This is a genomic window from Mesorhizobium vachelliae (assembly GCF_033977325.1).
Classification (GTDB): Bacteria; Pseudomonadota; Alphaproteobacteria; order Rhizobiales; family Rhizobiaceae; genus Mesorhizobium; species Mesorhizobium vachelliae.
Map to the genome: position 1 here is coordinate 201,171 of NZ_JAVIIR010000006.1, position 21,949 is coordinate 223,119.

The 21,949-nt window shown below is 63.8% G+C and carries 21 protein-coding genes; 7 read left to right on the forward strand and 14 right to left on the reverse strand.

Annotation, left to right across the window (positions count from 1 at the left end; all coding sequences use genetic code 11):
- The first annotated feature begins 140 nt into the window (after positions 1-140).
- Positions 141-395 carry a helix-turn-helix transcriptional regulator gene (locus RFM41_RS15170; RefSeq protein WP_083354661.1) on the forward strand — a complete coding sequence of 85 codons (255 nt, stop codon included), beginning with the start codon at positions 141-143 and terminating at the stop codon, positions 393-395.
- Here RFM41_RS15170 and RFM41_RS15175 read toward each other — a convergent pair.
- The 5 genes from RFM41_RS15175 to RFM41_RS15195 all read right to left on the reverse strand — a co-directional run bounded on the left by RFM41_RS15175 (position 376) and on the right by RFM41_RS15195 (position 6,308).
- On the reverse strand, positions 376-1,629 hold the full coding sequence (locus RFM41_RS15175; RefSeq protein ID WP_320249882.1) for a tyrosine-type recombinase/integrase: 1,254 nt from the start codon (positions 1,627-1,629) through the stop codon (positions 376-378). The two genes, RFM41_RS15170 and RFM41_RS15175, sit on opposite strands and share 20 nt — an antisense overlap.
- A gap of 316 nt (positions 1,630-1,945) precedes the next feature.
- Positions 1,946-3,511 (reverse strand): glutamine-hydrolyzing GMP synthase, encoded by a 1,566-nt coding sequence (guaA, locus tag RFM41_RS15180; protein ID WP_320249883.1) that lies wholly within the window; start codon positions 3,509-3,511, stop codon positions 1,946-1,948.
- 173 nt (positions 3,512-3,684) lie between these two features.
- Positions 3,685-4,326: a 5'-methylthioadenosine/S-adenosylhomocysteine nucleosidase gene (locus RFM41_RS15185; RefSeq protein ID WP_320249884.1), complete on the reverse strand. Its 642-nt coding sequence runs from the start codon at positions 4,324-4,326 to the stop codon at positions 3,685-3,687.
- 140 nt (positions 4,327-4,466) lie between these two features.
- Positions 4,467-4,925 (reverse strand): PaaI family thioesterase, encoded by a 459-nt coding sequence (locus RFM41_RS15190; protein ID WP_040990706.1) that lies wholly within the window; start codon positions 4,923-4,925, stop codon positions 4,467-4,469.
- Between the two features lie 93 nt (positions 4,926-5,018).
- Complete coding sequence (locus RFM41_RS15195; protein WP_320249885.1) at positions 5,019-6,308, reverse strand: RsmB/NOP family class I SAM-dependent RNA methyltransferase; 1,290 nt, start codon at positions 6,306-6,308, stop codon at positions 5,019-5,021.
- Between the two features lie 331 nt (positions 6,309-6,639).
- On the opposite strand from RFM41_RS15195, the gene RFM41_RS15200 reads away from it, so the two are divergent.
- Positions 6,640-7,317 (forward strand): MIP family channel protein, encoded by a 678-nt coding sequence (locus tag RFM41_RS15200; RefSeq protein WP_040997556.1) that lies wholly within the window; start codon positions 6,640-6,642, stop codon positions 7,315-7,317.
- 66 nt (positions 7,318-7,383) lie between these two features.
- On the opposite strand, the gene katG is transcribed toward RFM41_RS15200, so the two are convergent.
- A complete protein-coding gene (gene katG / locus RFM41_RS15205; RefSeq protein WP_320249886.1) occupies positions 7,384-9,594 on the reverse strand; it encodes a catalase/peroxidase HPI in 2,211 nt (736 codons plus the stop codon).
- A gap of 161 nt (positions 9,595-9,755) precedes the next feature.
- Here katG and RFM41_RS15210 point away from each other — a divergent pair, with 161 nt between their 5' ends.
- Positions 9,756-10,664 (forward strand): hydrogen peroxide-inducible genes activator, encoded by a 909-nt coding sequence (locus tag RFM41_RS15210; protein WP_320249888.1) that lies wholly within the window; start codon positions 9,756-9,758, stop codon positions 10,662-10,664.
- Between the two features lie 32 nt (positions 10,665-10,696).
- Here RFM41_RS15210 and RFM41_RS15215 read toward each other — a convergent pair whose 3' ends face one another.
- The 6 genes from RFM41_RS15215 to hisS form a co-directional block, all read right to left on the reverse strand.
- A complete protein-coding gene (locus tag RFM41_RS15215; RefSeq protein ID WP_320319275.1) occupies positions 10,697-11,653 on the reverse strand; it encodes a calcium:cation antiporter in 957 nt (318 codons plus the stop codon).
- A 241-nt stretch (positions 11,654-11,894) separates the two neighbouring features.
- On the reverse strand, positions 11,895-12,518 hold the full coding sequence (locus tag RFM41_RS15220; RefSeq protein ID WP_320249892.1) for a poly-gamma-glutamate hydrolase family protein: 624 nt from the start codon (positions 12,516-12,518) through the stop codon (positions 11,895-11,897).
- A 10-nt stretch (positions 12,519-12,528) separates the two neighbouring features.
- Positions 12,529-14,295, reverse strand: a complete 1,767-nt coding sequence (locus tag RFM41_RS15225; protein ID WP_320249894.1) for an AMP-binding protein — start codon at positions 14,293-14,295, stop codon at positions 12,529-12,531.
- Positions 14,296-14,366: 71 nt separating this feature from the next.
- Positions 14,367-15,065: an ATP phosphoribosyltransferase gene (gene hisG / locus RFM41_RS15230; protein WP_320249896.1), complete on the reverse strand. Its 699-nt coding sequence runs from the start codon at positions 15,063-15,065 to the stop codon at positions 14,367-14,369.
- Positions 15,062-16,180 carry an ATP phosphoribosyltransferase regulatory subunit gene (locus tag RFM41_RS15235; protein WP_320249898.1) on the reverse strand — a complete coding sequence of 373 codons (1,119 nt, stop codon included), beginning with the start codon at positions 16,178-16,180 and terminating at the stop codon, positions 15,062-15,064. The genes hisG and RFM41_RS15235 overlap by 4 nt, the downstream gene beginning before the upstream one ends.
- A gap of 279 nt (positions 16,181-16,459) precedes the next feature.
- A complete protein-coding gene (hisS, locus tag RFM41_RS15240; RefSeq protein ID WP_320249900.1) occupies positions 16,460-18,025 on the reverse strand; it encodes a histidine--tRNA ligase in 1,566 nt (521 codons plus the stop codon).
- Between the two features lie 212 nt (positions 18,026-18,237).
- Between hisS and RFM41_RS15245 the strand changes: the two genes are divergently transcribed.
- Complete coding sequence (locus tag RFM41_RS15245) at positions 18,238-18,465, forward strand: hypothetical protein (protein ID WP_320249902.1); 228 nt, start codon at positions 18,238-18,240, stop codon at positions 18,463-18,465.
- 27 nt (positions 18,466-18,492) lie between these two features.
- Entirely contained in the window at positions 18,493-18,876 is a 384-nt protein-coding gene (locus RFM41_RS15250; RefSeq protein WP_320249903.1) for a hypothetical protein, read from the forward strand.
- Positions 18,877-19,000: 124 nt separating this feature from the next.
- Here the strand turns inward: RFM41_RS15250 and RFM41_RS15255 are convergent, their stop codons facing one another.
- Together RFM41_RS15255 and RFM41_RS15260 are read right to left on the reverse strand one after the other, a co-directional pair.
- Positions 19,001-19,639 (reverse strand): DNA-3-methyladenine glycosylase I, encoded by a 639-nt coding sequence (locus RFM41_RS15255; RefSeq protein WP_320249905.1) that lies wholly within the window; start codon positions 19,637-19,639, stop codon positions 19,001-19,003.
- Positions 19,640-19,678: 39 nt separating this feature from the next.
- A complete protein-coding gene (locus RFM41_RS15260; protein ID WP_320249907.1) occupies positions 19,679-19,840 on the reverse strand; it encodes a hypothetical protein in 162 nt (53 codons plus the stop codon).
- Positions 19,841-19,851: 11 nt separating this feature from the next.
- On the opposite strand from RFM41_RS15260, the gene RFM41_RS15265 reads away from it, so the two are divergent.
- Positions 19,852-20,592 (forward strand): L,D-transpeptidase, encoded by a 741-nt coding sequence (locus RFM41_RS15265; protein ID WP_320249908.1) that lies wholly within the window; start codon positions 19,852-19,854, stop codon positions 20,590-20,592.
- A gap of 366 nt (positions 20,593-20,958) precedes the next feature.
- Complete coding sequence (locus RFM41_RS15270) at positions 20,959-21,879, forward strand: bifunctional 5,10-methylenetetrahydrofolate dehydrogenase/5,10-methenyltetrahydrofolate cyclohydrolase (RefSeq protein WP_320249909.1); 921 nt, start codon at positions 20,959-20,961, stop codon at positions 21,877-21,879.
- The last annotated feature ends 70 nt before the right edge of the window (positions 21,880-21,949 follow it).

A 21,949-nucleotide genomic window follows, 5' to 3' on the forward strand; every position in this document is an offset into this window, starting at 1 on the left:
CTGTTGACCGACAACCAACCCTTCGGGTGTCGCAAATGGTCAAACAGCAACAGTCTTCTGAGTTCGACAAACCGGAGGATACCACAAATCGCCAGCAGGGCCTGCTTCCGACTCTGCCCCACATTGCGACGAGTAGGGTAATGCGAACCATACGCCGGCCGCAGCTGAGAGAGATCGTTCCGCTGTCCGACACGACAATCTATGAGATGGAGCAACGCGGCGAATTCCCGCGCCGCTTCAATCTCAGCCCGCGCTGTGTTGTCTGGGACTTGGAAGAAGTCGAAGCTTGGATCGAAGAGCGGCGGAACGCGTCAAATGCGGGAAAAAGCGAGAGCCGGCCAGCTCCCAACGTAAGACTACGAAAGACCCGACCGGTCAAATCGGATCGAGAGTAATCGCTGCTCCTGTAGGCGGCTGAAGTGCAGGCGTATGCTTCCTGCCTGCCGTCCACGAGTCCACCATATCAGCCCACTCCTGCAGCATATGACGACGCTGCAACTCATATTCAGCCCTGTTGTAGACACCGCGCGATGAGCGGCCGTCTTCGTGGGCAAGACATTTTTCAATCCAGTCGCGATTGAACCCGATTTCGTTCAAAAGTGTAGACCCGGTGCGCCGGAGATCGTGCACCGTGAAAGGCGCAAGTGGAAGATCTTGCTTCCTTGCCCGCTCGACAATCGCTGCAGTTACGCGATTGAAGGTCGCGCGTGATATGGTTTCATCGGCATCGTAGCGAGACGGCAGCACATACCGCGAATTAGCCGCGCAAGTTTTAAGCGCTATCATGATGTCGAGTGATTGCCGTGACAGGTACACATTATGCGGCTTCTTCCGCTTCATGCGTTCTTTTGGGATATTCCAGACGGCGTTCTCGAAATCGACCTCGTCCCACGTTGCGTCGAGCAGTTCACCCTTGCGGACCATCGTGAGCAAGATAAGCTTTAGGCCAAGCCGAATGGTCGGCAGCGTTGGCACATTCTCCAACTCTTTCAGCATGATCCGGATCTCTGCGGGCGATAGTGCCCTATCTTTCGCCTCGAACGTGGCTATCGAGGCCGGCCCCACTTCGTCCGCAGGATTGCTAATCTTTTTGCCATGCAGAATGGCGTGACCATAGATCTGCTTAACGATATCCCGGATATGAATGGCTGTGGCAGGCGCACCGCGGTCCTTCACCCTCACGCAGAGTGCCCGCAGGTCGTCAGATGTGATCTCGGTTAGGAGCCTTTTCTGCCAAATCGGCAAAATGTCTCGATCGAAAATCGCTTTCCGCATCGAACGGGTGCTCTCCGCCATCTTTGCGTCCTTGAACCAGCGTCTACTTGCATCGCCGAACGTCGCCGTGGCTGACAGGCGATGCTTTTCGCGCTGCTTTTCCTGCGCGGGAGACTTTCCGGCTGCCACCATCTTCCGCGCTGCGATGCAGCGGTCGCGCGCCTCCGCCAGCGTGATACCTCCCTCACCGTAGCGGCCCAGCGTCAGAGTCTCCCGCCGGCCGTTCATCCGGTAGTCATACCGAAATGCAATCTGCCCCGTTGGAGAAACCGTCGCGTACATACCGTCGCGATCGGAAACCTTGTACATTTTCTCCTTTGGTTTCAGCTTCTTAAGTGCAATGTCGGTTAACATGGCTCCACAAAAAATTGGGAAAAACAAATCGAGCTAACGTCAATTTTACCGTCAATGATTTTACCGTCAACCTTTGAAGGTAATCCTTGTATTTCAAACGGTTGGTGGGAAAAATTAGGATGACCTAGAAATCGGCGCCATGACGGTATTGGGCGGCAAGAGGGAGGACAGAAAAGAGCGTACCGTCAGATTTACCGTCAGATGCTTCCGCTTAGGGGTGATAGTTGGCGATAGACCCGGAAGGAAAAATTAATTTACTTCAGAGGTTTACGGAGCTTTCCTAGATAGCCACCGAAAGCCAGAGAACGATGCCGCCTCATTCCCACTCGATTGTGCCGGGCGGCTTCGACGTAACGTCGTAGACGACCCGGTTGATGCCCTTGACCTCGTTGATGATGCGGGTGGCGGCGGCGGCGAGGAAGTTCATGTCGTAGTGGTAGAAATCGGCCGTCATGCCGTCGACGGAAGTCACGGCGCGCAGCGCGCAGACGAATTCATAGGTGCGGCCATCGCCCATCACGCCGACGGTCTGCACCGGAAGCAGCACCGCGAAGGCCTGCCAGATGGCGTCGTAGAGGCCGGCCTTGCGGATCTCGTCGAGATAGATGGCGTCGGCCTCGCGCAGGATCTCCAGCTTCTCGCGGGTGATGCCGCCGGGGCAGCGAATGGCCAGGCCCGGCCCCGGGAAGGGATGGCGGCCGATGAAGCTTTCGGGCAGGCCGAGTTCCTTGCCCAGCGCCCTCACCTCGTCCTTGAACAGTTCGCGCAGCGGCTCGACCAGCTTCATGTTCATGCGCTCGGGCAGGCCGCCGACATTGTGGTGCGACTTGATCGTCACCGACGGGCCGCCGGAGAAGGAGACGCTCTCGATGACGTCGGGATAGAGCGTGCCCTGAGCCAGGAAATCGGCGCCGCCGAGTTTCTTCGCCTCTTCCTCGAACACTTCGATGAACAGGCGCCCAATGGTCTTGCGCTTCTTTTCGGGGTCGGCCTCGCCTTCCAGCGCCGAGATGAAGCGGTCGGAGGCGTCGACCAGGATCAGCGGCAAATTGTAATGCTGGCGGAACATCTCCACCACGCCCTTGGCCTCGTCCTTGCGCATCAGGCCGTGGTCGACGAGGATGCAGGTCAGCTGGTCGCCGACCGCCTCATGGATCAAGAGCGCCGCGACGGAGGAGTCGACGCCGCCCGAGAGCGCGCAGATGACCTTGCCCTTGCCGACCTGCTTGCGGATCGTCTCCACCGCGTGCTCGCGATAGGCGCGCATCGTCCAGTCGCCCTCGATGCCGGCGATGTTGTGGACGAAGTTCCGGAGCAGCCTGGCGCCGTCCGGCGTATGCACCACCTCGGGGTGGAACATGATGCCGTACATCTTGCGCTCGATATCGCCGAAGATGGCGAAGGGCGAGCTTTCCGACTTGCCAAGCACCTTGAAGCCCGGCGGCAATTCGATGACGCGGTCGCCATGGCTCATCCACACCTGGTGGCGCTGGCCGGGCGCCCACAGGCCTTCGAACAGCGGGCTCTCCTTCTCGATCTCGACGAAGGCGCGGCCGAACTCGCGATGGTTGGAGCTTTCGGCGATGCCGCCCATCTGCACGCAGAGCGCCATCTGGCCATAGCAGATGCCGAGCACCGGCACGCCGGCGTCGAAGACGATCTGCGGCGCGCGCGGGCTGCCGATGTCGGTGGTCGAGGCCGGACCGCCCGACAGGATCACCGCTTTGGGATTGATGCGCTTGAAGGCCGCTTCGGCCGATTGGAACGGCACGATCTCGGAAAAGACGCCGGCCTCGCGGATGCGGCGGGCGATGAGCTGCGTGAACTGGCTGCCGAAATCGACAATCAGAACGGTGTCGGAATGATTGGCTGTCGTCGTCATGGCGAGCCTTTAGAGAAAGAAACGAGTCGGCGCAATGGGCTCCGCGCTGCGGCTTTCGGTCCCCTGAAGCAGGTCTCCCGAAGTGGGAACCGGTTTCGGGATAAAGACATGCGTAAAATCAAAAACCTAAAGCGCACGGAGCGAATCTGAAGGATCGCGACGCGCTTTTGAGCCTAACCCAGTCGGATCGCGCCGGATTCGATCGCCTGCTCCAGCAAGCCCACCGCCGCAGCCAGCTTCTCATCGATCACATGCAGATATTCCGTCCAGTCGTTGACATGCCTGAGATCGGCCGCGCCGTCGGAAATGCCGCGGAGGCCGATCAGCGGCACACCGAACAGCTGGCAGGCGCGCAGGCAGGCGAAGGTCTCCATGTCGACCATGTCGGCGTCGATGGCGTCATAGGCGGCGCCGGAAATGATCGCGCCGCCGGTCGAGAGCGAGGCGGTCTTGATGCCCGGGATGACGAAAGGCAGCGGCACCGTCACCGGCAGGTCGAGGAAAGGCGTCGCCCCCTTCTCGAAGCCGAGCGGCGAAGCGTCCATGTCGCGATAGCCCACCGACACGGCCTGGTAGATTTCGGCCTGCTCCAGCTTGCGGCTGCCGGCCGAGCCCAACGAGACGACCAGGTCCGGCAGCGCCCCCTCGGCCTTCAGCACGGCCAGCTCGGCGCCCAGCCGGACACCGGCCTCGACCGGACCGACACCGGTCATCAGCGGCGTGAACAGGTTTTTCAGATGCGGGCCGTATTCAGCCTCCGCCGCCATGACGAAGAGAACGGATTTTTGCGACAGGCGTGACACTTCGACAGTCATCAGCTTTACCCCTATTTGCTACGACGAAGAGAAAGGGGGCAACGTGCCCTCGCCGCCAACCGGCCCTTCGCTATGGCTCCGGGCGTTCGTCGCTCGAAAAGCCCATTTTAGGGCTTTTCGTCCGCTGCGCGGACCGCTCCTCACCCCTCGATCCCGTCGCGGCCGACCACCGTCATCATCGTGCCGGTCATGGTGGCGATCAGCTTCGCCTCGCCATCGGCGGCGAAGGCGTAGGCCTGGCCGTCGGCGACGATGATGGTGCGGCCGGGCTTCGTCACGGAGCCGCGGAACAGGAAACGCTCGCCCCTGCCCGGCGCGAGCAGGTTCACCTTGAACTCGATGGTCAGCACGCCGGAATTCTCCGGCATGAGCGAGAAAGCAGCGTAGCCGCAGGCGGAGTCCAGCGCCGTGGATATGACGCCGGCATGCAGGAAACCGTGCTGCTGGGTGAGTGCGGCCGAGTAAGGCATCTCGATCTCGATGATGCCGGGCGTCACCACCGTCAGCTCGGCGCCGATCGTCGCCATCGCCTTCTGCCGGGCGAAGGAGGCCCTGACACGTTCCTCGAAGTCGGGAGCGGGTACGATCTTGGCTGCCATGGAGCTTCGCCTCCTATTTGCTGGCGAAGCTTATTGCAGAGGCCGGCAAGACAGGCAATCTCTTATGTTGCAGCGCAGCAAAAGCCGACGTCCTCAGGCAGCCCTGCGCAAGGCTTGGAAATAGAAGCCGTCGGTGCCGCTCAGCGCCGGCGACAGCGAGATGCCGCCGGCGCCGGCAATGCGCGCGGCTCCTGCGTGGTCGGGGAAGCGGTTATCCCAGAGCTGGCGATGATCGACCGGCGCGAAGCCTTCATGGCGTTCGCGGAACGCCGCGACCTGCTCGCCGTTCTCGGCATCGAACACCGAACAGGTGATATAGACCAGCAGACCGCCCGGTTTGACGAAGGCCTGCGCGGTGTCGAGGATCGCCTGCTGCTCGCCCTTTCGGGCATCGAGCTGTCGCTCGGTCAAACGCCATTTGGCGTCGGGGCGGCGACGCCAGGTGCCGCTGCCGGTGCAGGGCGCATCGATCAGCACGAGGTCCATATGCCCGGTGAGCGGCGCAAGCTCCGCTGGCTTGCTGACGACCTGGACGTTGCGGTTGTGCGAGCGGCGGATGCGCTCGAAGATCGGCGCCAGCCGCACCTTTTCCGAGTCATGGGCAAAGAGCTGGCCGCGATTGTCCATCTCGGCCGACAGCGCCAGCGTCTTGCCGCCGGCGCCGGCACAATAGTCGAGCACCTGCATGCCCGGCGCAGCCCCTGCGAGCGCCGCGGCAAGCTGCGAGCCCTCGTCCTGCACCTCGAACCAGCCTTTCTGGAAGGCGGGCTCGGCCTGCACGTTCGGATGCCTGCCGTCGCCGTCGATCGGCGGGATACGGATGCCGTTCGGCGCGATCGCGGCAGGCGCGGCACCCGTACCCTGGAGCTCGGCCAGCACCTTGGCGCGATCGGCCTGGAGCGTGTTGACCCTGAGATCCAGCGGCGGGCGCTGGGCGAGCGCGGCGCCTTCCTCGACCCAGGCGTCGCCATAGGCTTGCTCGAGCAGCGGCGCGCACCAGTCCGGAACATCCGCCCGCACGGCATCAGGGGCGTCGCCAAGCCTGCGCTCGGCCACCGCCTTCAACTCGGACGCGCTGAGCAGCGGCGGCGCGAATTTGTCTCCGTCCAGCGCGTCATTCAGCGATTGCGCCGTCTGTCCCCACTCCAGCAGAAGCGCGCCGAAGCCTATGGCGCGCGCGGTGTCGTCGCCAAACAGCCAGCCGGCTGAGCGTTTTCGGCGCAGCGCGTCATAGACGATGTTGCCGATCGCCGCGCGGTCGCCGCCGCCGGCGAAGCGATGCGACAGGCCCCAGTCGCGCAAAGCGTCGGCCACCGGCCGATGGCGCCGGCCGATGTCTTCAAGAACCTCTATGGCCGCCGCCAGCCTTCCGCCCAGTCGCATCCCGTTTTCCGTAGCTGTTACAAATCGGTTCCAGCCCGCTCATAAAGCCTTTCAGGCCGGGATTGAAACAGTTCCGTTCGATTTGCCGATGAAATGACGTTTCAAGACCGGGCGATTTAGCCGAACGCTTTTTCCATGGCGAGCGGCGCAGCCGGCAAACAAGAACAATCGACCAGAACATGAAAGATTTCTAATGTTTTGATTGATACTTTCAAGAAAGACCACCGGCTTAACCTCTGAGCTTTCCAAGTGTTTCCGGCCGGAATACTCTTCCGGCGGTGATTCGCGACGCGGGAAATGCGATTTCGACGGATCCTATGAGGAGAGGGCAATGAAGACTTATCTGGCAGAAGTTCTCGGCACGTTTTTGTTGGTGTTCATCGGCACGGCCTCCGTGGTCACGGGCGGTTTCGGCGGCGCATTGCCGCTCGGTCAGGAAGGCATCGGCCTGGCGTTCGGCATCGGCCTGATCGCCGCGGCCTATGCGATCGGCCCGATCTCGGGCGCGCATCTCAATCCGGCGGTGACGCTCGGCGTGTTCCTGGCAGGGCGGATGCCGGCCAAGGACGTCGTCCCCTACTGGATCGCGCAGATCATCGGCGCCATCATCGCATCGCTGGCGCTGTGGATCATCGTTTCCGGCCAGGCGGGCGGCCACACCGGCGGCTTCGGCGCCAATGGCTGGGACGAAACGAAATGGGGCATGAGCTCGGCCTTCCTGTGGGAGCTGATCGGCACCTTCACCTTCGTCACGGTGATCCTCGGGGTCACCAACGCCAAGCACACCACCGCCTTCGCCGGCCTGGTCATCGGCCTCACTCTGGCAGGCATCCACTTCGCCATGATTCCGGTGACCGGCACCTCGGTCAATCCGGCCCGCTCCATCGGCCCGGCGCTGTTTTCGGGCGGTGCCGCGCTCAGCCAGCTCTGGCTGTTCATCGTCGCGCCACTGATCGGCGGGGCGATCGCCGGCGTGGTCGCCAAGGCCGGCATCTTCGAAAAAGACTGATCGCAGTTCGACAAGAAGCAAAAAGGCGCGGGCATGACCCGCGCCTTTTTCTTGGGAGGCACGACCTTACTTCGCGATGTCGAAGCGGTCGGCGTTCATCACCTTCGTCCAGGCCTTGACGAAGTCCTTGACGAATTTCGCCTTGGCGTCGGCCGAGCCGTAAACCTCGGAGAGCGCGCGCAGCTGCGCGTGCGAGCCGAAGATGAGGTCGGCGCGGGTGCCGGTCCACTTCACCTCTCTGGTCTTGCGGTCGTGCGCTTCGTAGACCTCTTCCGAGCCCGGCTCGGAACCGGACGTCGGATTCCAGACGGTCGCCATCGAGAGCAGGTTGACGAAGAAGTCGTTGGTGAGCTGGCCCGGCCTGTCGGTGAAGACGCCATGCTTCGATCCGCCGGCATTGGCGCCGAGCACGCGCAGGCCGCCGACCAGCACGGTCATCTCCGGCGCCGTCAGCGTCAGCAACTGGGCACGGTCGACCAGCATCGCTTCGACCGACATCGGCAGCTTGCCGCGTGCATAATTGCGGAAGCCGTCGACTTTCGGTTCCAGCGCCGCGAAGGAGGCGACATCGGTCTGCTCCTGCGAAGCATCCATACGGCCAGGTGTGAAGGGCACCTTGACCTCGTTGCCGCCGTCCTTCGCCGCCTTCTCGACCGCGGCGACGCCGCCAAGCACGATGAGGTCGGCAAGCGAGACCTTCTTGTCGCCGGTCTGTGCCGCGTTGAACTCCTTCTGGATCGCTTCCAGCTTGGCCAGCACCTTGGCGAGCTGAGCCGGCTCGTTGACCTCCCAGTTCTTCTGCGGCTCAAGCCGGATGCGGCCGCCATTGGCGCCGCCGCGCTTGTCGGAACCGCGGAAGGTCGAGGCCGAGGCCCAGGCGGTCGAGACCAGCTCGGAGACGGAGAGGCCGGAAGCCAGGACTTTCGACTTGAGCGAAGCGATGTCGGCCTCGCTCACCAATTCATGGTTGATGGCCGGGATCGGATCCTGCCAGATCAGCTCTTCCTTCGGCACGAGCGGGCCGAGATAGCGAACGACCGGACCCATGTCGCGGTGGGTAAGCTTGAACCAGGCGCGGGCGAAGGCGTCGGCGAACTGGTCCGGGTTCTGTTGGAAGCGGCGCGTGATCTTCTCATAGGCCGGGTCGAAACGCAGCGCGAGGTCGGTGGTGAGCATCGCCGGCGCATGCCGCTTGGAGGCGTTGTGCGCGTCCGGCACGGTGCCTGCTCCGGCGCCGCCCTTCGGCGTCCATTGATAGGCGCCGGCCGGGCTCTTCGTCAGTTCCCATTCATAGTTGAGCAGGTTGTCGAGGAAGTTGTTGCTCCATTTGGTCGGCGTCGTCGTCCAGATGACCTCGAGACCCGAGGTGATGGCGTCGCCGGCAATACCGGAAGCGTATTTGCTCGACCAGCCGAGACCCTGCGCCTCGATGCCAGCGCCTTCCGGCTCGGCGCCCACCAGCGAGGCGTCACCGGCGCCGTGCGTCTTGCCGAAGGTGTGGCCGCCGGCGATCAGCGCCACGGTTTCCTCGTCATTCATGGCCATGCGGCCGAAGGTCTCGCGAATGTCGCGCGCGGCGGCAATCGGATCCGGTTTGCCGTTCGGGCCTTCCGGGTTGACGTAGATGAGGCCCATCTGCACGGCGCCGAGATTGCCTCGAAGCTCACGGTCGCCCGAATAGCGCTCGTCACCGAGCCACTTGGCTTCGGAGCCCCAGTCCACGTCCTGCTCAGGCTCCCACACATCAGCGCGGCCGCCGGCAAAGCCGAAGGTCTTGAAGCCCATCGATTCCAGCGCGACGTTGCCGGTGAGGATCAGAAGGTCGGCCCAGGAGATCTTGCGGCCGTATTTCTGCTTGACCGGCCACAGCAGCCGGCGCGCCTTGTCCAGGTTGGCGTTGTCCGGCCAGCTGTTCAGCGGCGCGAAACGCTGCTGACCGGCGCCGGCACCCCCGCGGCCGTCGCCGATGCGATAGGTGCCGGCGCTGTGCCATGCCATGCGGATGAAGAGCGGCCCGTAATGGCCGAAGTCGGCCGGCCACCAGTCCTGCGAATCCGTCATGACCTTGTGCAGGTCCTTGATCACCGCCTCGAGGTCGAGGCTTGCGAACTCCTTGGCGTAGTCGAAATCTTCGCCCATCGGGTCCGAGAGGTTCGACTGCTGATGCAGGACAGCAAGGTCGAGCTGGTTCGGCCACCAGTCACGGTTGGTCCGGCCGGCGGATCCATGCGCCACGGGGCATTTGCCAGCGCTGTTATCGTCAGTTTTGGCGTCCATCTTAGTCTCCGATTCTGCCGAGGTTGAATTTTGTCGAGGTTGATTCTTCCCGAATTTCGGGAGGCAGCCATTGGCCGCGCCAACCTGGAATGATTCCAGACTAGGCCAGCCTGCCGATAAAGACAAATTGCCTTTCCTGTTTCATTTGATAGGATTTCCTTATGATTGGCCTCACTGTCCGGCAGATGCAATATTTCGACGCGCTGGCGCAGGCGCTGCATTTCGGCCGCGCCGCGAAGCTTGCCGGCGTCAGCCAGCCGGCCCTTTCCGCGCAGATCGCCGAAATGGAAGAGCGGCTGAACTGCCTGCTGTTCGAGCGCGGCGGCAAGACGGTGCGCATGACCGACGAGGCGCTTGCCCTGCAGCCGCGTATCGAGCGCATTCTGGCCGACATACGTGACGTCGAGACGACTGCCCGGCGCGGCCGCCCGACCATGGAAGGGCGCTTCCGGCTGGGCATCATTCCGACCGTCGCGCCTTACCTCCTGCCGCATGTGCTGCCGGAGCTGAAGAAGCACTATCCGGCCCTCCAGCTCGAACTGCGCGAGGCGGTGACCGCGTCCCTGGTCGAGGATGCGACGTCGGGCCGGCTCGACGCCTTCATCGCGGCCTTGCCGCTCGATCAGCCGGCGATTGTCACCGAAGGGCTTTTTCCCGACCGCTTCTTCCTAGCCGTTCCCGCCGGCGATCCGGCCTTCGCCTCGCCACCGGTGCCGCCGGAGAGCCCGGCGCTGGAGCGGCTGATGCTTCTGGAGGAAGGCCACTGCCTGCGCGAGCAGGCGCTGGCGGTCTGCGGCAATGTGCGGCCGGTGGCGATGGCAAGCTACGGCGCCACCAGCCTGACGACGCTTTTGCAGATGGTGACGCATGGGCTCGGCGTCACGCTGGTGCCGGAAATGGCGGCAAGCGCCGCCGGCGTCATGCCGGACCTGAAGATCGTGCCGTTCCAGGAGCCGATGCCGCAGCGGATGATCTGCATGGCCTGGCGGAAGAACAAGGTGCGTCAGAACGAGTGCGTGGAGCTGGCGCGGATCATACGCGGGCTGAATCGGGCGGTGTTGGCGGCGTGAGGCGCCTCCGCGCCTGACGGCCCGCAACAGTTTCACGGCACAAAGATCAAAAACAAATAGGTGAAAAACACCACGATATGGACCATGCCGGTCAGGAACGTCGTTCTTTCGGTGCTGAAGCTCACGCTGCATATGAAAAGCGCCAGCACCAGAAGCACGGCATCGGAGGCCGGAAGCCCCAGGGTCAGTCCCCTGCCCGTCAGCAGGCTGGCGGCCGCGACCGCCGGTATCGTCAAACCGATCGTGGCGCAGGCCGAGCCCATCGCGATGTTCAGGCTTCGCTGCAGCTCATTCTTGAAGGAGGCGCGGATCGCCGAGATGGCCTCCGGCATCAAAACCAGTGCCGCGATCAATGCCCCCACGATGTTGTCGGCCTGGGTCACCTGGTAGGCGGCGAGCGCATCCTCGACACTTGCGGCGACCTGCTCGGCGAGCAGGACTATGCCGACGAGCCCGCTCATCAGTAACAGGGCGCTGACGGAAACGCTTTCGTGGGAGGCAATTCGCATGGCCGCGTCGTGCGCCTGTCCCTGGACGAAATCCTCCCGGTGGCGGACGGTCTGGGCGAACACGAAGCTCGCATAGAGCAGCACCGAAAGAACACTTACGAAACCAAGCTGAGCCGCCGAGAACGTGCCGGGGCCCGTGGCCTGGGTGTAGGTCGGAAGAATAAGCGTCATCACGGTCAGCGCGATCAGAACCGACAGGTAGGCGCTGGTGCCTTGCCGAAGGATCGCCTGCTTGCGATAGCGCCAGCCGCCAAGCGTGAGGCATATGCCGACGACGCCGGTGGAGGTGATCATCACCGTCGAGAAAACGGACTCGCGCGCCAGCGTCGGGTTGTTTTCTCCATGCAGCATCATGGAGACGATGATCGACACTTCGATCGCCGTCACCGCAAAAGTCAGCACCAATGTTCCGTAGGGCTCGCCCACGCGCCGGGCGACTGCCTCGGCATGGTCGAGCACCACGAAAATGGTGGTGAACATGATGACGCTTGACAGCGCTCCAACGAGGATCCTGGCGTTCAACGCTCCTTCGTCGACCGAAAGGCCGCTGGCCCTCACCGCGAGAGCCATCGCCAGCGCGGCCAACGGCATCGTGTAGGAAGTCACCGGCCGCCCGTAACCAGTCATTCAAGCCCCCGAACGCCACGCGTTTCCCGCGAACTTAGCGGAAAAGCGCGTGAGGAGCACCTCTCACGGACATCTTTGCGGCCAAGCGCACCGTTCAAAACACGATTGAGGGCCGGGCACCATTTCTGGCGTCGAATGCCTCGATGGCCCTGCGAACCGCCCCGCAGAATTTCTCCAGAAGCTCCGGCTCGTTCCCCAGTCGACGGCGCAGCGAGAAGGGCACTTCCAGCTGTGCTCCCTTCCCTGTCAGTCCTCGGTTGACGATGTTCGAATCCTGGATGCCTGGAAAAGGATGATCATCCTTTTTTGTCTGGAAGCCGGCCTCCTGCAGACGCCAGGCTATCTCTGAAACCAACGCGGCGTCCTTGCCGCCCATGTAGACTGTCGCGAGATCGTCCCGATCCTGGCGACCGTGGATGGCGACGACAGTGGACTTCGTCCGCAACAGCTCCAGCGCGGACTCTTCGTCGAAGTTCCTGGAGGTTATGTGCAGTTCCCGGTTGCTTTCCGGCATCAGCCCTTCAAAGCAATACATATCGAGATCGCCCCCGGCTATCGTCTCGGTGATCAGGGAGGTGCGGGGCTCGATCTTGCCGCCATGCGGGGCGATGACGATCGCGCCGCCGGTTCGCGCGCCACGCCGGACGACGATGCGATAATCTATGTTTTCGATTTTGGCGGCTTTCAGCGCCGCGAAATTTGGAAACTCGTTGTCCATGAATGCCGTTTCAAGCCGTCTTCTGCGCCACCAGCCCCAATTCCTCCACCATCGCCTCGCGCATCAGGAATTTCTGCGCTTTGCCGGTCACCGTCATCGGCAGCTCGGTGCGGAAGCGGATATAGCGCGGCACCTTGTAATGCGCGATCTGGCCGGCGCAGAAGGCCTTGATCTCCTCGGCGGTGGCGATCTGGCCAGGCTTCAGCACGATCCAGGCGCAGAGCTCCTCACCATATTTGTCGTCCGGGATGCCGAAGACCTGCACTTCCTTGACCTTGGGGTGGCGATAGAGGAATTCCTCCACTTCGCGCGGATAGACGTTCTCGCCACCGCGGATGACCATATCCTTCACCCGGCCGACGATGTTGCAGTAGCCCTCGGCGTCTATTGTTGCGAGATCGCCGGTGTGCATCCAACCGTCGGCGTCGACCGTCTCGCGGGTTTTTTCGATGTCGTCCCAATAACCCTTCATCACCGAATAGCCGCGCGTGCAGAGCTCTCCAGGCTCGCCGACCGCGACGGTGGCGCCGTCGGCGGCGATCGCCTTCACCTCGACATGCGGATGGATGCGGCCGACAGTGGAGACGCGCTTTTCCAATGGATCGTCGACGCTGCTCTGGAAAGAGACGGGACTGGTCTCGGTCATGCCATAGGCGATGGTCACTTGCGCCATATTCATGAGCGACACCACCTTCTTCATCACCTCGATCGGGCATGGCGAGCCGGCCATGATGCCGGTGCGCAGGCTGGAGAGGTCGAAAGTGGAAAAATCGGCATGGTCGAGCATGGCGACGAACATGGTCGGCACGCCGTAGAGGCCGGTGCAGCGCTCCTGCGCTACCGCCTTCAGCGTCGCGCCAGCGTCAAAACCTTCGCCCGGGAAGACCATCGTCGCGCCTTTCGACACGCAGCCCATCGTGCCCATCGACATGCCGAAACAGTGGTAGAGCGGCACCGGAATGCAGAGCCGGTCGTCGGCGGTGAGTTTTATGGCCGAGGTGACGAAATTGCCGTTGTTGACGATGTTGGAATGCGTCAGCGTCGCGCCCTTCGGCGCGCCGGTGGTGCCGCTGGTGAACTGGATGTTGATGGCGTCGCCGGGCTTCAGTCCTTCGGAGATGCGGTCGAGGCTGTCATGCTCGTCGCGGCCGGCCATGGCCAGCACGTCGCCGAAATTGAACATGCCGGGCGAGTTGTCGTCGCCCATACGGATGACGATCTTCAGCGCCGGCAGCTTCTTGGCCTTCAGCTTGCCGGGCTCGGCCGTGGCGAGCTCCGGCGCCAGCGTCTCGATCATGCCTAGATAGTCGGAGGTCTTGAATTGGGCCGCCGTGACCAGCGCCTTGCAGCCCACTTTGTTCAGCGCGTATTCCAGCTCGGTCAGCCGGTAGGCCGGGTTGATGTTGACGAGGATCAGGCCGATGCGCGCGGTGGCGAACTGTGTCACCAGCCACTCCCAGCGGTTCGGCGACCAGATGCCGACGCGGTCGCCTTTTGCCAACCCCAGCGCCAGGAAACCGGCCGCCAGGGCGTCGACCGCATCCGACAGCTCGCTCCAGGTGAAACGCTTGTCCTGGCCGACGAACACGGCGGCGTCGAGCGTGGCGTATCTGCCCACCGTGTCGGAAAACAACTCAGGGATGGTCTTGTCGAGCAGGGCCACCGAGCGGTCGCCCGATACATGCGCCTTGCCGCCAACCGGAGCGATGAAGGTGCCGCTGGCGCCGCGCCCGCGCAGATTGGTGGCGTTCATGAGCTCGTCGAGTTTGATCGCCATCGCCGTCTCCTCCCGGGATAAGCCAGCCTATCAGCCTGTCGGGATGGTGGAAACCCGCCGAAGGTATGGGATTAGGCGATGAGCGCGGCCATCTTCGCGGCGATTTCCCGCAACTGCCCCTCGTCCGCCGCGGCACGCTGCTTCCTCGAAGCGACGAGACAGGCCTGCGATTTCAGGATCGTGCCGTCGCCGAGCACCTTGAGGTGGTTGGCGCGAAGCGTCGAGCCGGTGGTGGTGATGTCGACGATGACATCCGCCAGGCCTGCCGCCGGGGCGCCTTCGGTGGCGCCGAGGCTTTCGACGATGCGATAGACCTGGATGCCGTGCTTGAGCGAAAAGAACTGCTGCGTCAGCCGCCAGTATTTGGTGGCGATCCTGAGCCGCCGGCCGTGGCGCTGGCGGAAATCGGCGGCGACGTCGTCGAGGTCGGTCATGCTGTCGACGTCGAGCCAGATGTCCGGCACCGCCACGACAACATCGGCATGGCCGAAGCCGAGGCGCGCGACGATCTCGGCGCGCGCGTCCCAGTCGGCGAGGTTCTCGCGCAAGAGATCTTCGCCGGTGATGCCCAGATCGACCGCGCCCTGGCCGATCTCGCCGGCGATCTCGGATGCGGAAAGAAATGCCACCTCGACATTGTCGAGACCATCGATGCGGGCGCGATATTTGCGGTCGTCCTCAGGCAAGGTGACGGCAAGGCCGGCCTTGGCCAGCACTTCGAGCGACTGCTCCTTGAGACGGCCTTTCGACGGGATCGCCAGCGTGATCATTTGGCGTTCTCCCGCAAGGCTTCGATGCGGTCGAGCCAGACCGAGAAGCCGACGCCGGGAATCGGCTTCTTCGCGCCAAGCAGCGTCAGCAGCCGGTCGTAGCGGCCGCCGCCGACCAGCGGGCGGTCGCCATCGCCCGCGGCAATCTCGAAGACGAGGCCGGTATAATAGTCGAGCGGACGGCCGAAGGCGGCATCGTAGCGGATTTGCGCCGCGGACAGGCCATGCGCCTCGATCGCCTTGGCGCGCGCAGCGAAATTCTCCAGCGCCGGTCCCAGCGACAGGCCGGCATCGGCGGCGAATTTTTCCAGCGCCGAGGTCGCGCCGTCGAGCGCAACGTCGATCTCGAGAAAACCCTTCAGCGCCGAAAAGGCGTCATCGGACAGCCGCACGCTGCGCAGCTGCGCCTTCTCGATCAGGCGCCGCGCGATGTCGGCCGGGGCGCGCCCGGACGACGCCGACAGCCCCGCCTCCTCCATACCTTCGGCAATATGCGCGGCGAGGCCTTCCGCATCGCCGTCGAGCGCCAGCAGGGCGACAGGACCGGAGAGCTGGCTGTTGCGCGGCGGGTTGGCGAGATCGGCAAGGGCTGCTTCCAGCATCGGTGCCGAGCCGAAGGCACGGGCAAGGCGCATGCGCCAGCCGCGCGGCAGGCCGAGCGCCGCCAGCACCGCCTCGAACAGGGTCTGGTCGCCCAGAGTGATCGCCAGCGACTTTCCGGGCAACACCAGCGACAGCAGCGCGTGCGCGTCTGCCAGCGAGCGGGCGTCGGCGGCGGCCGTGTCGCGGTCGCCGAGATCCTCGATGCCGGCCTGGAAGAACTCGTTGCCGCCGTCGCGGCGCTGGCGGAACACTTCGCCCAGATAGGAATAGCGGCGCGGCGTGCCGGCCTGGCTGGCGATGTGGTCGAGGCAGACCGGAATGGTGAATTCGGGCCGCAGGCACAGCGTCTTGCCGGTCTCGCTCTCGGTCAGGAAGATACGGCGGCGCAGGTCCTCCCCCGCCATGTCGAGGAACGGGTCGGCCGGCTGCAGCACGGCGACCTCGACCGCGTGGGTGTCGCGGGTGGCGAAGAGGTTTGCGATGTCGGCGGCGATGGCGGGGCGGGTGGTCATGAAGCGCCACCTCCCCTTCTCCCCTTGTGGGAGAAGGTGGATCGGCGCGCAGCGCCGAGACGGATGAGGGGTGGGTGCCAGAACGCCAAAGCAAGCGCTCTACGGCGCCCCCCTCTGTCCTGCCGGACATCTCCCCCTCTGAGGGGGAGATTGGCAGCTTGGGCGCCACGCCTCTTCCTGCAACGCTGAAGGTTAGCGAAAGCCGGCGTGACATCTGATCTCCCCCCTAGAGGGGGAGATGTCCGGCAGGACAGAGGGGGGCGCGACAGAACGCGACCTCTACTTCCCACGTGCCCGCTCCTCGGCCTGCGCCGCCAGGATCTTCTTCACCTCACCAACCAGCTCGCTCTCCGCCACCGTCACCTGCGCCGGTCGCGCTGCGCGCCACTCGGCATTGTCGGTAATCTCGGCCGACAGACGCGCGCCTTCGATCAGGTCCTTGATCTGCACCTCGCCCCTGGCGCGCTCGTCGCCACCCTGGATAATGGCGACCGGGCTGCCGCGACGGTCGGCATATTTCAGCTGCGCCTTCATGCCGGCGCCACCGAGATACATTTCTGAGCGGATGCCGGCGGCGCGCAGGTCGGCGACCATCTTCTGGTAGCGACCGAGGCTTTCCGTATCCTTGTCCATAACCAGCACGACGACCGGCGCGACGACATCGGAGATGTCGAGCTTGCCGAGATTCTTCAGCGCCGTCATCAGCCGGGAGACGCCGATGGAGAAGCCGGTCGCCGGCACCGGCTCGCCGCGGAAGCGCGAGACCAGCCCATCATAACGGCCGCCGCCGCCGACCGAGCCGAAGCGCACGATCTGGCCTTCATCATTGGGGATCTCGGCCAGCAGCTCGGCCTCGAAGACCGGGCCGGTGTAGTATTCGAGGCCGCGCACGACGGAGGTGTCGATGAGCACGCGGCCCGCGTAGCCGGCGGCATCCGCCATGGCCGCGATCGCCGCCAATTCCTCGACGCCTTCGCGGCCGGTATCGGCGAAATAGTCCAGCGTCTTCAGCCAGCGGATCTGAGCGGCATTCGGCGAAATGTCGGTGGCGGCTTCCAGCTTGCGCCATTCGCCGGCCGCCGAGCCGGGTTCGCAATTCATGAAATAGAGAACCGTTTCGATCGCCTTGCGTTCGAGGCCGGCGCCCTTGGTGAAGTCGCCGCTTTCGTCCTTGCGGCCTGCGCCCAACAACTGCGCGATGCCTTCGGGTCCGATCTTGTCGAGCTTATCTATGGCGCGCAGCACCGTTAGCCGACGGCCCGCATTCTGGTCGCCGCCGAGGCCGATCGCCTCCAGCACGCCGTCCAGCACTTTGCGGTTGTTGACGCGGATGATGTAGTCGCCGCGCTTGATGCCGAGCGCCTCCATGACATCGGCCATCATCATCGCCATCTCGGCATCTGCGGCGACGCCCGCCACACCATTCGGCGTGCCGATCGTGTCGGCGTCGAACTGCATGAACTGGCGGAAGCGGCCGGGGCCGGGCTTCTCGTTGCGGAACACCCAGCCGGAACGATAGCTGCGATAGGGCTTCGGCAGCTTGTCATAATTCTCGGCGACGAACCGCGCCGTCGGCGCGGTGAGATCATAGCGCAGCGACAGCCACTGGTCATCGTCATCCTGGAAGGAGAACACGCCTTCGTTCGGCCGGTCCTGGTCGGGCAGGAACTTGCCCAACGCATCGGTGTATTCGATCATCGGCTGGTCGGCCGGTTCGAAACCGTAAAGCTCATAGACCGAGCGGATGGTCGCCATCATCTTCTCGACGGCGCGGATGTCTTCGGCGCTGCGGTCGGCAAAACCGCGCGGCAGCCGCGCTTTCGTCTTTTCGGATTTGTCGGCCATGGGATGATCTTCTCTAGTAATGGGCGGGCGTTTCCTAAACGATGCGGCTTGGAGCGGCAAGGGTTAGCGCCTCTCCTTCCCCCTTGCGGGAGAAGGGAAAGCCGCATCGGAAACAAAACCGCGCCAAAAACGAAACAATTCCGCCATCGGCACGGCATGCTGCCGACACAATCGACGGCCATAAAGCCCACCGAAACAAGGGGTTCGGGGCCATGACGACGGCTGAAGACATTACCGACGGCGGCAGGCTGCGGCCTGCCGGTGGGTTTGCGCTCAAGCCAGCGCAGCAGCCGGCCGGGCCGTTCGACGTCGCGGCCGAGGCACGCAAGCCGACCGTGCGCGACGCGCTGGTGACCGGCCTGCTGGTCATCTATCCAGCCTTCGCGGCCGTGGCGGCGATCATTGCCGGGCTGTTCCTGGCCGGCGCCGGGAACGTGTGACTTTCATCCAACGATCGGGGGATCATCATGCGGTTGCGATTTGCGGGCGTGCTCGCCGGCGCGCTTTTCTGTGGCTTGCCCGTCGCGGCCAACGCCTGCCAGCCGGGCGATGCCCGCCTCGCCGGCCATTATTACCTGAACGGCGTCATGGAAGTCGGCTCGGAACTGCTGTTGAAGAAAGACGGCAGCTTCGAATTCGCGCTCGCCTATGGCGCCAACGACCAGTACGGCAAGGGCTGCTGGGTGCGGAAGGGTTCGACGGTCGAGGTCATCCCGGCCGGCCGCAGCTCGGCCTCCACGCATCACACGCCCGACGACCGCGGCTTCAGCGGGCTGGTGCTGACGGTGTCCGGCTCCAGCCTGGTCTGGGACATCAATGGCAGCGGCCATAAGGGCCGGTTCGAGAAGTGAGGGCTTACCCTCCCCCTTGCGGGGAGGGTCGACGCGCAGCGTCGGGGTGGGGTCTGGAAGACTTCTCCTACCCCCACCCGCGCCTTCGGCGCGACCTCCCCACAAGGGGGAGGTAGGGGTGACGCTACTTCGGCCGCTTCAACTTCTTGCGCTCTTTCTCCACCTCGGCGCGGCAGTAGCAGCCTTCGAGGTGGTCGTTGACCAGGCCCATCGCCTGCATGAAGGCATAGACAGTCGTCGGGCCGACAAAGCTCCAGCCACGCTTCTTCAATTCCTTCGATATCCTGACCGACACCGCTGTCGTCGGATTGGCGCGCAGATGGGCCAGATCGACGATTTCGGGCCGCTCCTCCCGCCCCGGCTCGAATTTCCAGAACCAGGCGGCTAAAGAGCCGAACTCGTCCACCATCTCGCGGGCGCGCTTGGCGTTGTTGATGGTCGAGACGATCTTGCCGCGATGACGGATGATGCCGGCATTGCCAAGCAGGCGCTCGACATCCTGGTCGGTGAAGGCCGCCACCTTGTCGAAGTCGAAGCCGGCGAAGGCCTCGCGAAAATTCTCGCGCTTGCGCAGGATGGTCAGCCACGACAGGCCCGACTGAAACCCTTCCAGGCAGATCTTTTCGAACAGCCGGCGATCATCCGTCACCGGCCGGCCCCATTCATGGTCGTGGTAATGAAGATAGTCCGGCAGGTTGCCATGCCAGAAGCAACGCGCCTTGCCGTCGGGGCCATCGAGAATACCGGCATTTTCAGTCGCCATCGTCAGCAAATCCATCCGTTAACGCGCTTCAGCGCCGTTTTACCGTGGCTTTACCAGATTCCTGAACCGGCCGGTAACCACACCAAAAGGTTTACTGACAAAGCGGCATTTTACGCGTTCCGATTCATGTTTTGCTTGCCGCTCCGCGCCAAGGATCGCGAAACCGAGGGCGCCTTCTCCGCCCCGGATCAGTTCGATCAAGGTGCGTTCCGATGAAGACAGCGTTTTGTTCCCTGCTAGGGGCTGCGGCGATCCTTGCCGCCGGCGCCACGACCTCCCTTGCCAATGACCGCTATGCCGACGTGCCGCCGGTGATGGTGAGCCCCGACCTTTCGGCGCCCTGGGTGCTGCAGCTTGGCCACGCGCCGGGCATCGTCCGGCCGACCCGGCGGGTGACGCAGCAGCCGCTGCAGCGCCTGTTCCAGCCGCAGCCCGACCGGCAGAAGACGGCGGCTGTGCAGCAGCCGGCCAGGCGCATGGTGATGCGGCCGCAGATCAATCCGATCTACCTGCCGCAGGAAGTCGCCTATGACGGCCCGGCGAAGCCAGGCACCATCGTCATCGATACGCACCAGAACTTCCTCTTCCTGGTCGAGAAGGACGGCAAGGCGCGACGTTACGGCGTCGGCACCGGCAAGCCAGGCTTCGAATGGTCGGGCACGCACAAGATCACCAACAAGCGCGAGTGGCCGGACTGGCGCCCGCCGGCGGAGATGATCAAGCGCGAGGCTGCCAAGGGCCGCTACCTGCCGACCTACCTGGCCGGCGGCATCGAGAACCCGCTTGGCGCCCGCGCGCTTTATCTTGGCACCACCGAATACCGCATCCATGGCACCAACCAGCCCTGGACGATCGGCGGCGCGGTGTCTTCCGGCTGCATCCGCATGCGCAACGAAGATGTCGTCGACCTTTACGAACGCGTGAATGTCGGAACCACAGTCGAGGTGATATAGTCGCAGCGAATCAGCCGGTTAGACGGCGCAGCATTTTTAGTCTCCTGCTGTTGCAGCCAAGTCATAGTGCGATCCCGCGGGATGTGCTTAAACCGGTGACAGAGTTTACGGGGGACGGGCCGTGTGGGGATACGGCCGGTCACGAAAGGGCAGCGCGGGCAACCGCGCTGCCCTTTTCATTTCGAGTCTTCTTTCAATGTATGGCGCGTCAAGTCGCCCTGAAAGCAGGCGGTTTCGCTTTCGGGGCTGATTTCCCGGCGCGCCTCTGCTATTGCAGCGCACAAATCCTGATCGTTACGCAGTTCCGGACGAAACGCCGCTTACGCGCTTTTCCTTGAATTGCTTCAGAAGGCAGAGGTGCCGCCCATGACCCGAACCGACGATAGCCGCTACCTGAAAGGCGGCCCGGTCGCCCAGCGCATCATCGCTTCGGTGCGCGAGGATGCCGCGATCGCCACGGCCGAAGGTTTTCCGCCGAAGCTGGTTTCGATCACCGTCGGCGACATCGCCGCGGTCGATGTCTATGTGCGCAACCAGCGTGCCAAGGCGGCCCTTGCCGGCATCGGCTTCGAGGAACGGCGCTTCGCCGCCGACACCACCGCCGGCGAGTTGGAAGCGGCGATCCACGGCCTCAATGCCGACCCGCGCGTCACCGGCATCATCATCCAGCGGCCGGTGCCGGCACATATCCCGATCAAGACATTGCAGGCCGCCGTCCATCCGCTGAAGGACGTCGAGGGCATGCACCCGGCCTCGATCGGCAACATCGTCTACAACCAGCTCGACCTGGCGCCCTGCACGGCGGCGGCCTCAGTCGAATTGCTGAAGGAGACCGGGCTCGAGCTCAAGGGGCTCGAAGTGGTCGTCGTCGGCCATTCCGAGATCGTCGGCAAGCCGATTGCTTTCCTGCTGATGAGCGAGGGCGCGACGGTGACGGTGTGCCACCACATGACGCGCTCGCTGGCCGCGCATGCGCGGCGCGCCGATGCGCTGTTCGTCGCCGTCGGCAAGCCGCGGCTGATCAAGGCCGACATGGTGAAGCCGGGCGCCGCCGTCATCGATATCGGCATCAATTCGGAAATCGGCCCCGACGGCGAAACCCGCATCGTCGGCGACGTCGACACCGACAGCGTCAAGGAAGTGGCCTCCTGGATCACGCCGGTGCCCGGCGGCGTCGGCCCGCTCACGGTCGCGATCCTGTTGCGCAACACCATGGTTGCGCTCAACCGCCAGCGCGCGCTCTACCGAGCAACCTATGGCGTGCCGGATCAGATCGCGGCGGAGTAGCACGGACCCTCACCCGGCCTCCGCTTCGCTCGGCCGACCTCTCCCCAGGGGAGAGGAGATTGTCGGCACT

Coding starts and splice junctions, on each gene's coding strand:
- hisG (WP_320249896.1), bottom strand. CDS start 15,065: ATGATCACGCTGGCGATCCCGTCGAAAGGCCGTCTCAAGGAGCAGTCG.
- hisS (WP_320249900.1), bottom strand. CDS start 18,025: ATGGCCGACAAATCCGAAAAGACGAAAGCGCGGCTGCCGCGCGGTTTT.
- RFM41_RS15200 (WP_040997556.1), top strand. CDS start 6,640: ATGAAGACTTATCTGGCAGAAGTTCTCGGCACGTTTTTGTTGGTGTTC.
- guaA (WP_320249883.1), bottom strand. CDS start 3,511: ATGACGACGACAGCCAATCATTCCGACACCGTTCTGATTGTCGATTTC.
- katG (WP_320249886.1), bottom strand. CDS start 9,594: ATGGACGCCAAAACTGACGATAACAGCGCTGGCAAATGCCCCGTGGCG.
- RFM41_RS15195 (WP_320249885.1), bottom strand. CDS start 6,308: ATGCGACTGGGCGGAAGGCTGGCGGCGGCCATAGAGGTTCTTGAAGAC.
- RFM41_RS15255 (WP_320249905.1), bottom strand. CDS start 19,639: ATGGCGACTGAAAATGCCGGTATTCTCGATGGCCCCGACGGCAAGGCG.
- RFM41_RS15245 (WP_320249902.1), top strand. CDS start 18,238: ATGACGACGGCTGAAGACATTACCGACGGCGGCAGGCTGCGGCCTGCC.
- RFM41_RS15170 (WP_083354661.1), top strand. CDS start 141: ATGCGAACCATACGCCGGCCGCAGCTGAGAGAGATCGTTCCGCTGTCC.
- RFM41_RS15185 (WP_320249884.1), bottom strand. CDS start 4,326: ATGACTGTCGAAGTGTCACGCCTGTCGCAAAAATCCGTTCTCTTCGTC.
- RFM41_RS15210 (WP_320249888.1), top strand. CDS start 9,756: ATGATTGGCCTCACTGTCCGGCAGATGCAATATTTCGACGCGCTGGCG.
- RFM41_RS15225 (WP_320249894.1), bottom strand. CDS start 14,295: ATGGCGATCAAACTCGACGAGCTCATGAACGCCACCAATCTGCGCGGG.
- RFM41_RS15220 (WP_320249892.1), bottom strand. CDS start 12,518: ATGGACAACGAGTTTCCAAATTTCGCGGCGCTGAAAGCCGCCAAAATC.
- RFM41_RS15190 (WP_040990706.1), bottom strand. CDS start 4,925: ATGGCAGCCAAGATCGTACCCGCTCCCGACTTCGAGGAACGTGTCAGG.
- RFM41_RS15250 (WP_320249903.1), top strand. CDS start 18,493: ATGCGGTTGCGATTTGCGGGCGTGCTCGCCGGCGCGCTTTTCTGTGGC.
- RFM41_RS15235 (WP_320249898.1), bottom strand. CDS start 16,180: ATGACCACCCGCCCCGCCATCGCCGCCGACATCGCAAACCTCTTCGCC.
- RFM41_RS15175 (WP_320249882.1), bottom strand. CDS start 1,629: ATGTTAACCGACATTGCACTTAAGAAGCTGAAACCAAAGGAGAAAATG.
- RFM41_RS15270 (WP_320249909.1), top strand. CDS start 20,959: ATGACCCGAACCGACGATAGCCGCTACCTGAAAGGCGGCCCGGTCGCC.
- RFM41_RS15265 (WP_320249908.1), top strand. CDS start 19,852: ATGAAGACAGCGTTTTGTTCCCTGCTAGGGGCTGCGGCGATCCTTGCC.
- RFM41_RS15215 (WP_320319275.1), bottom strand. CDS start 11,653: ATGTTCACCACCATTTTCGTGGTGCTCGACCATGCCGAGGCAGTCGCC.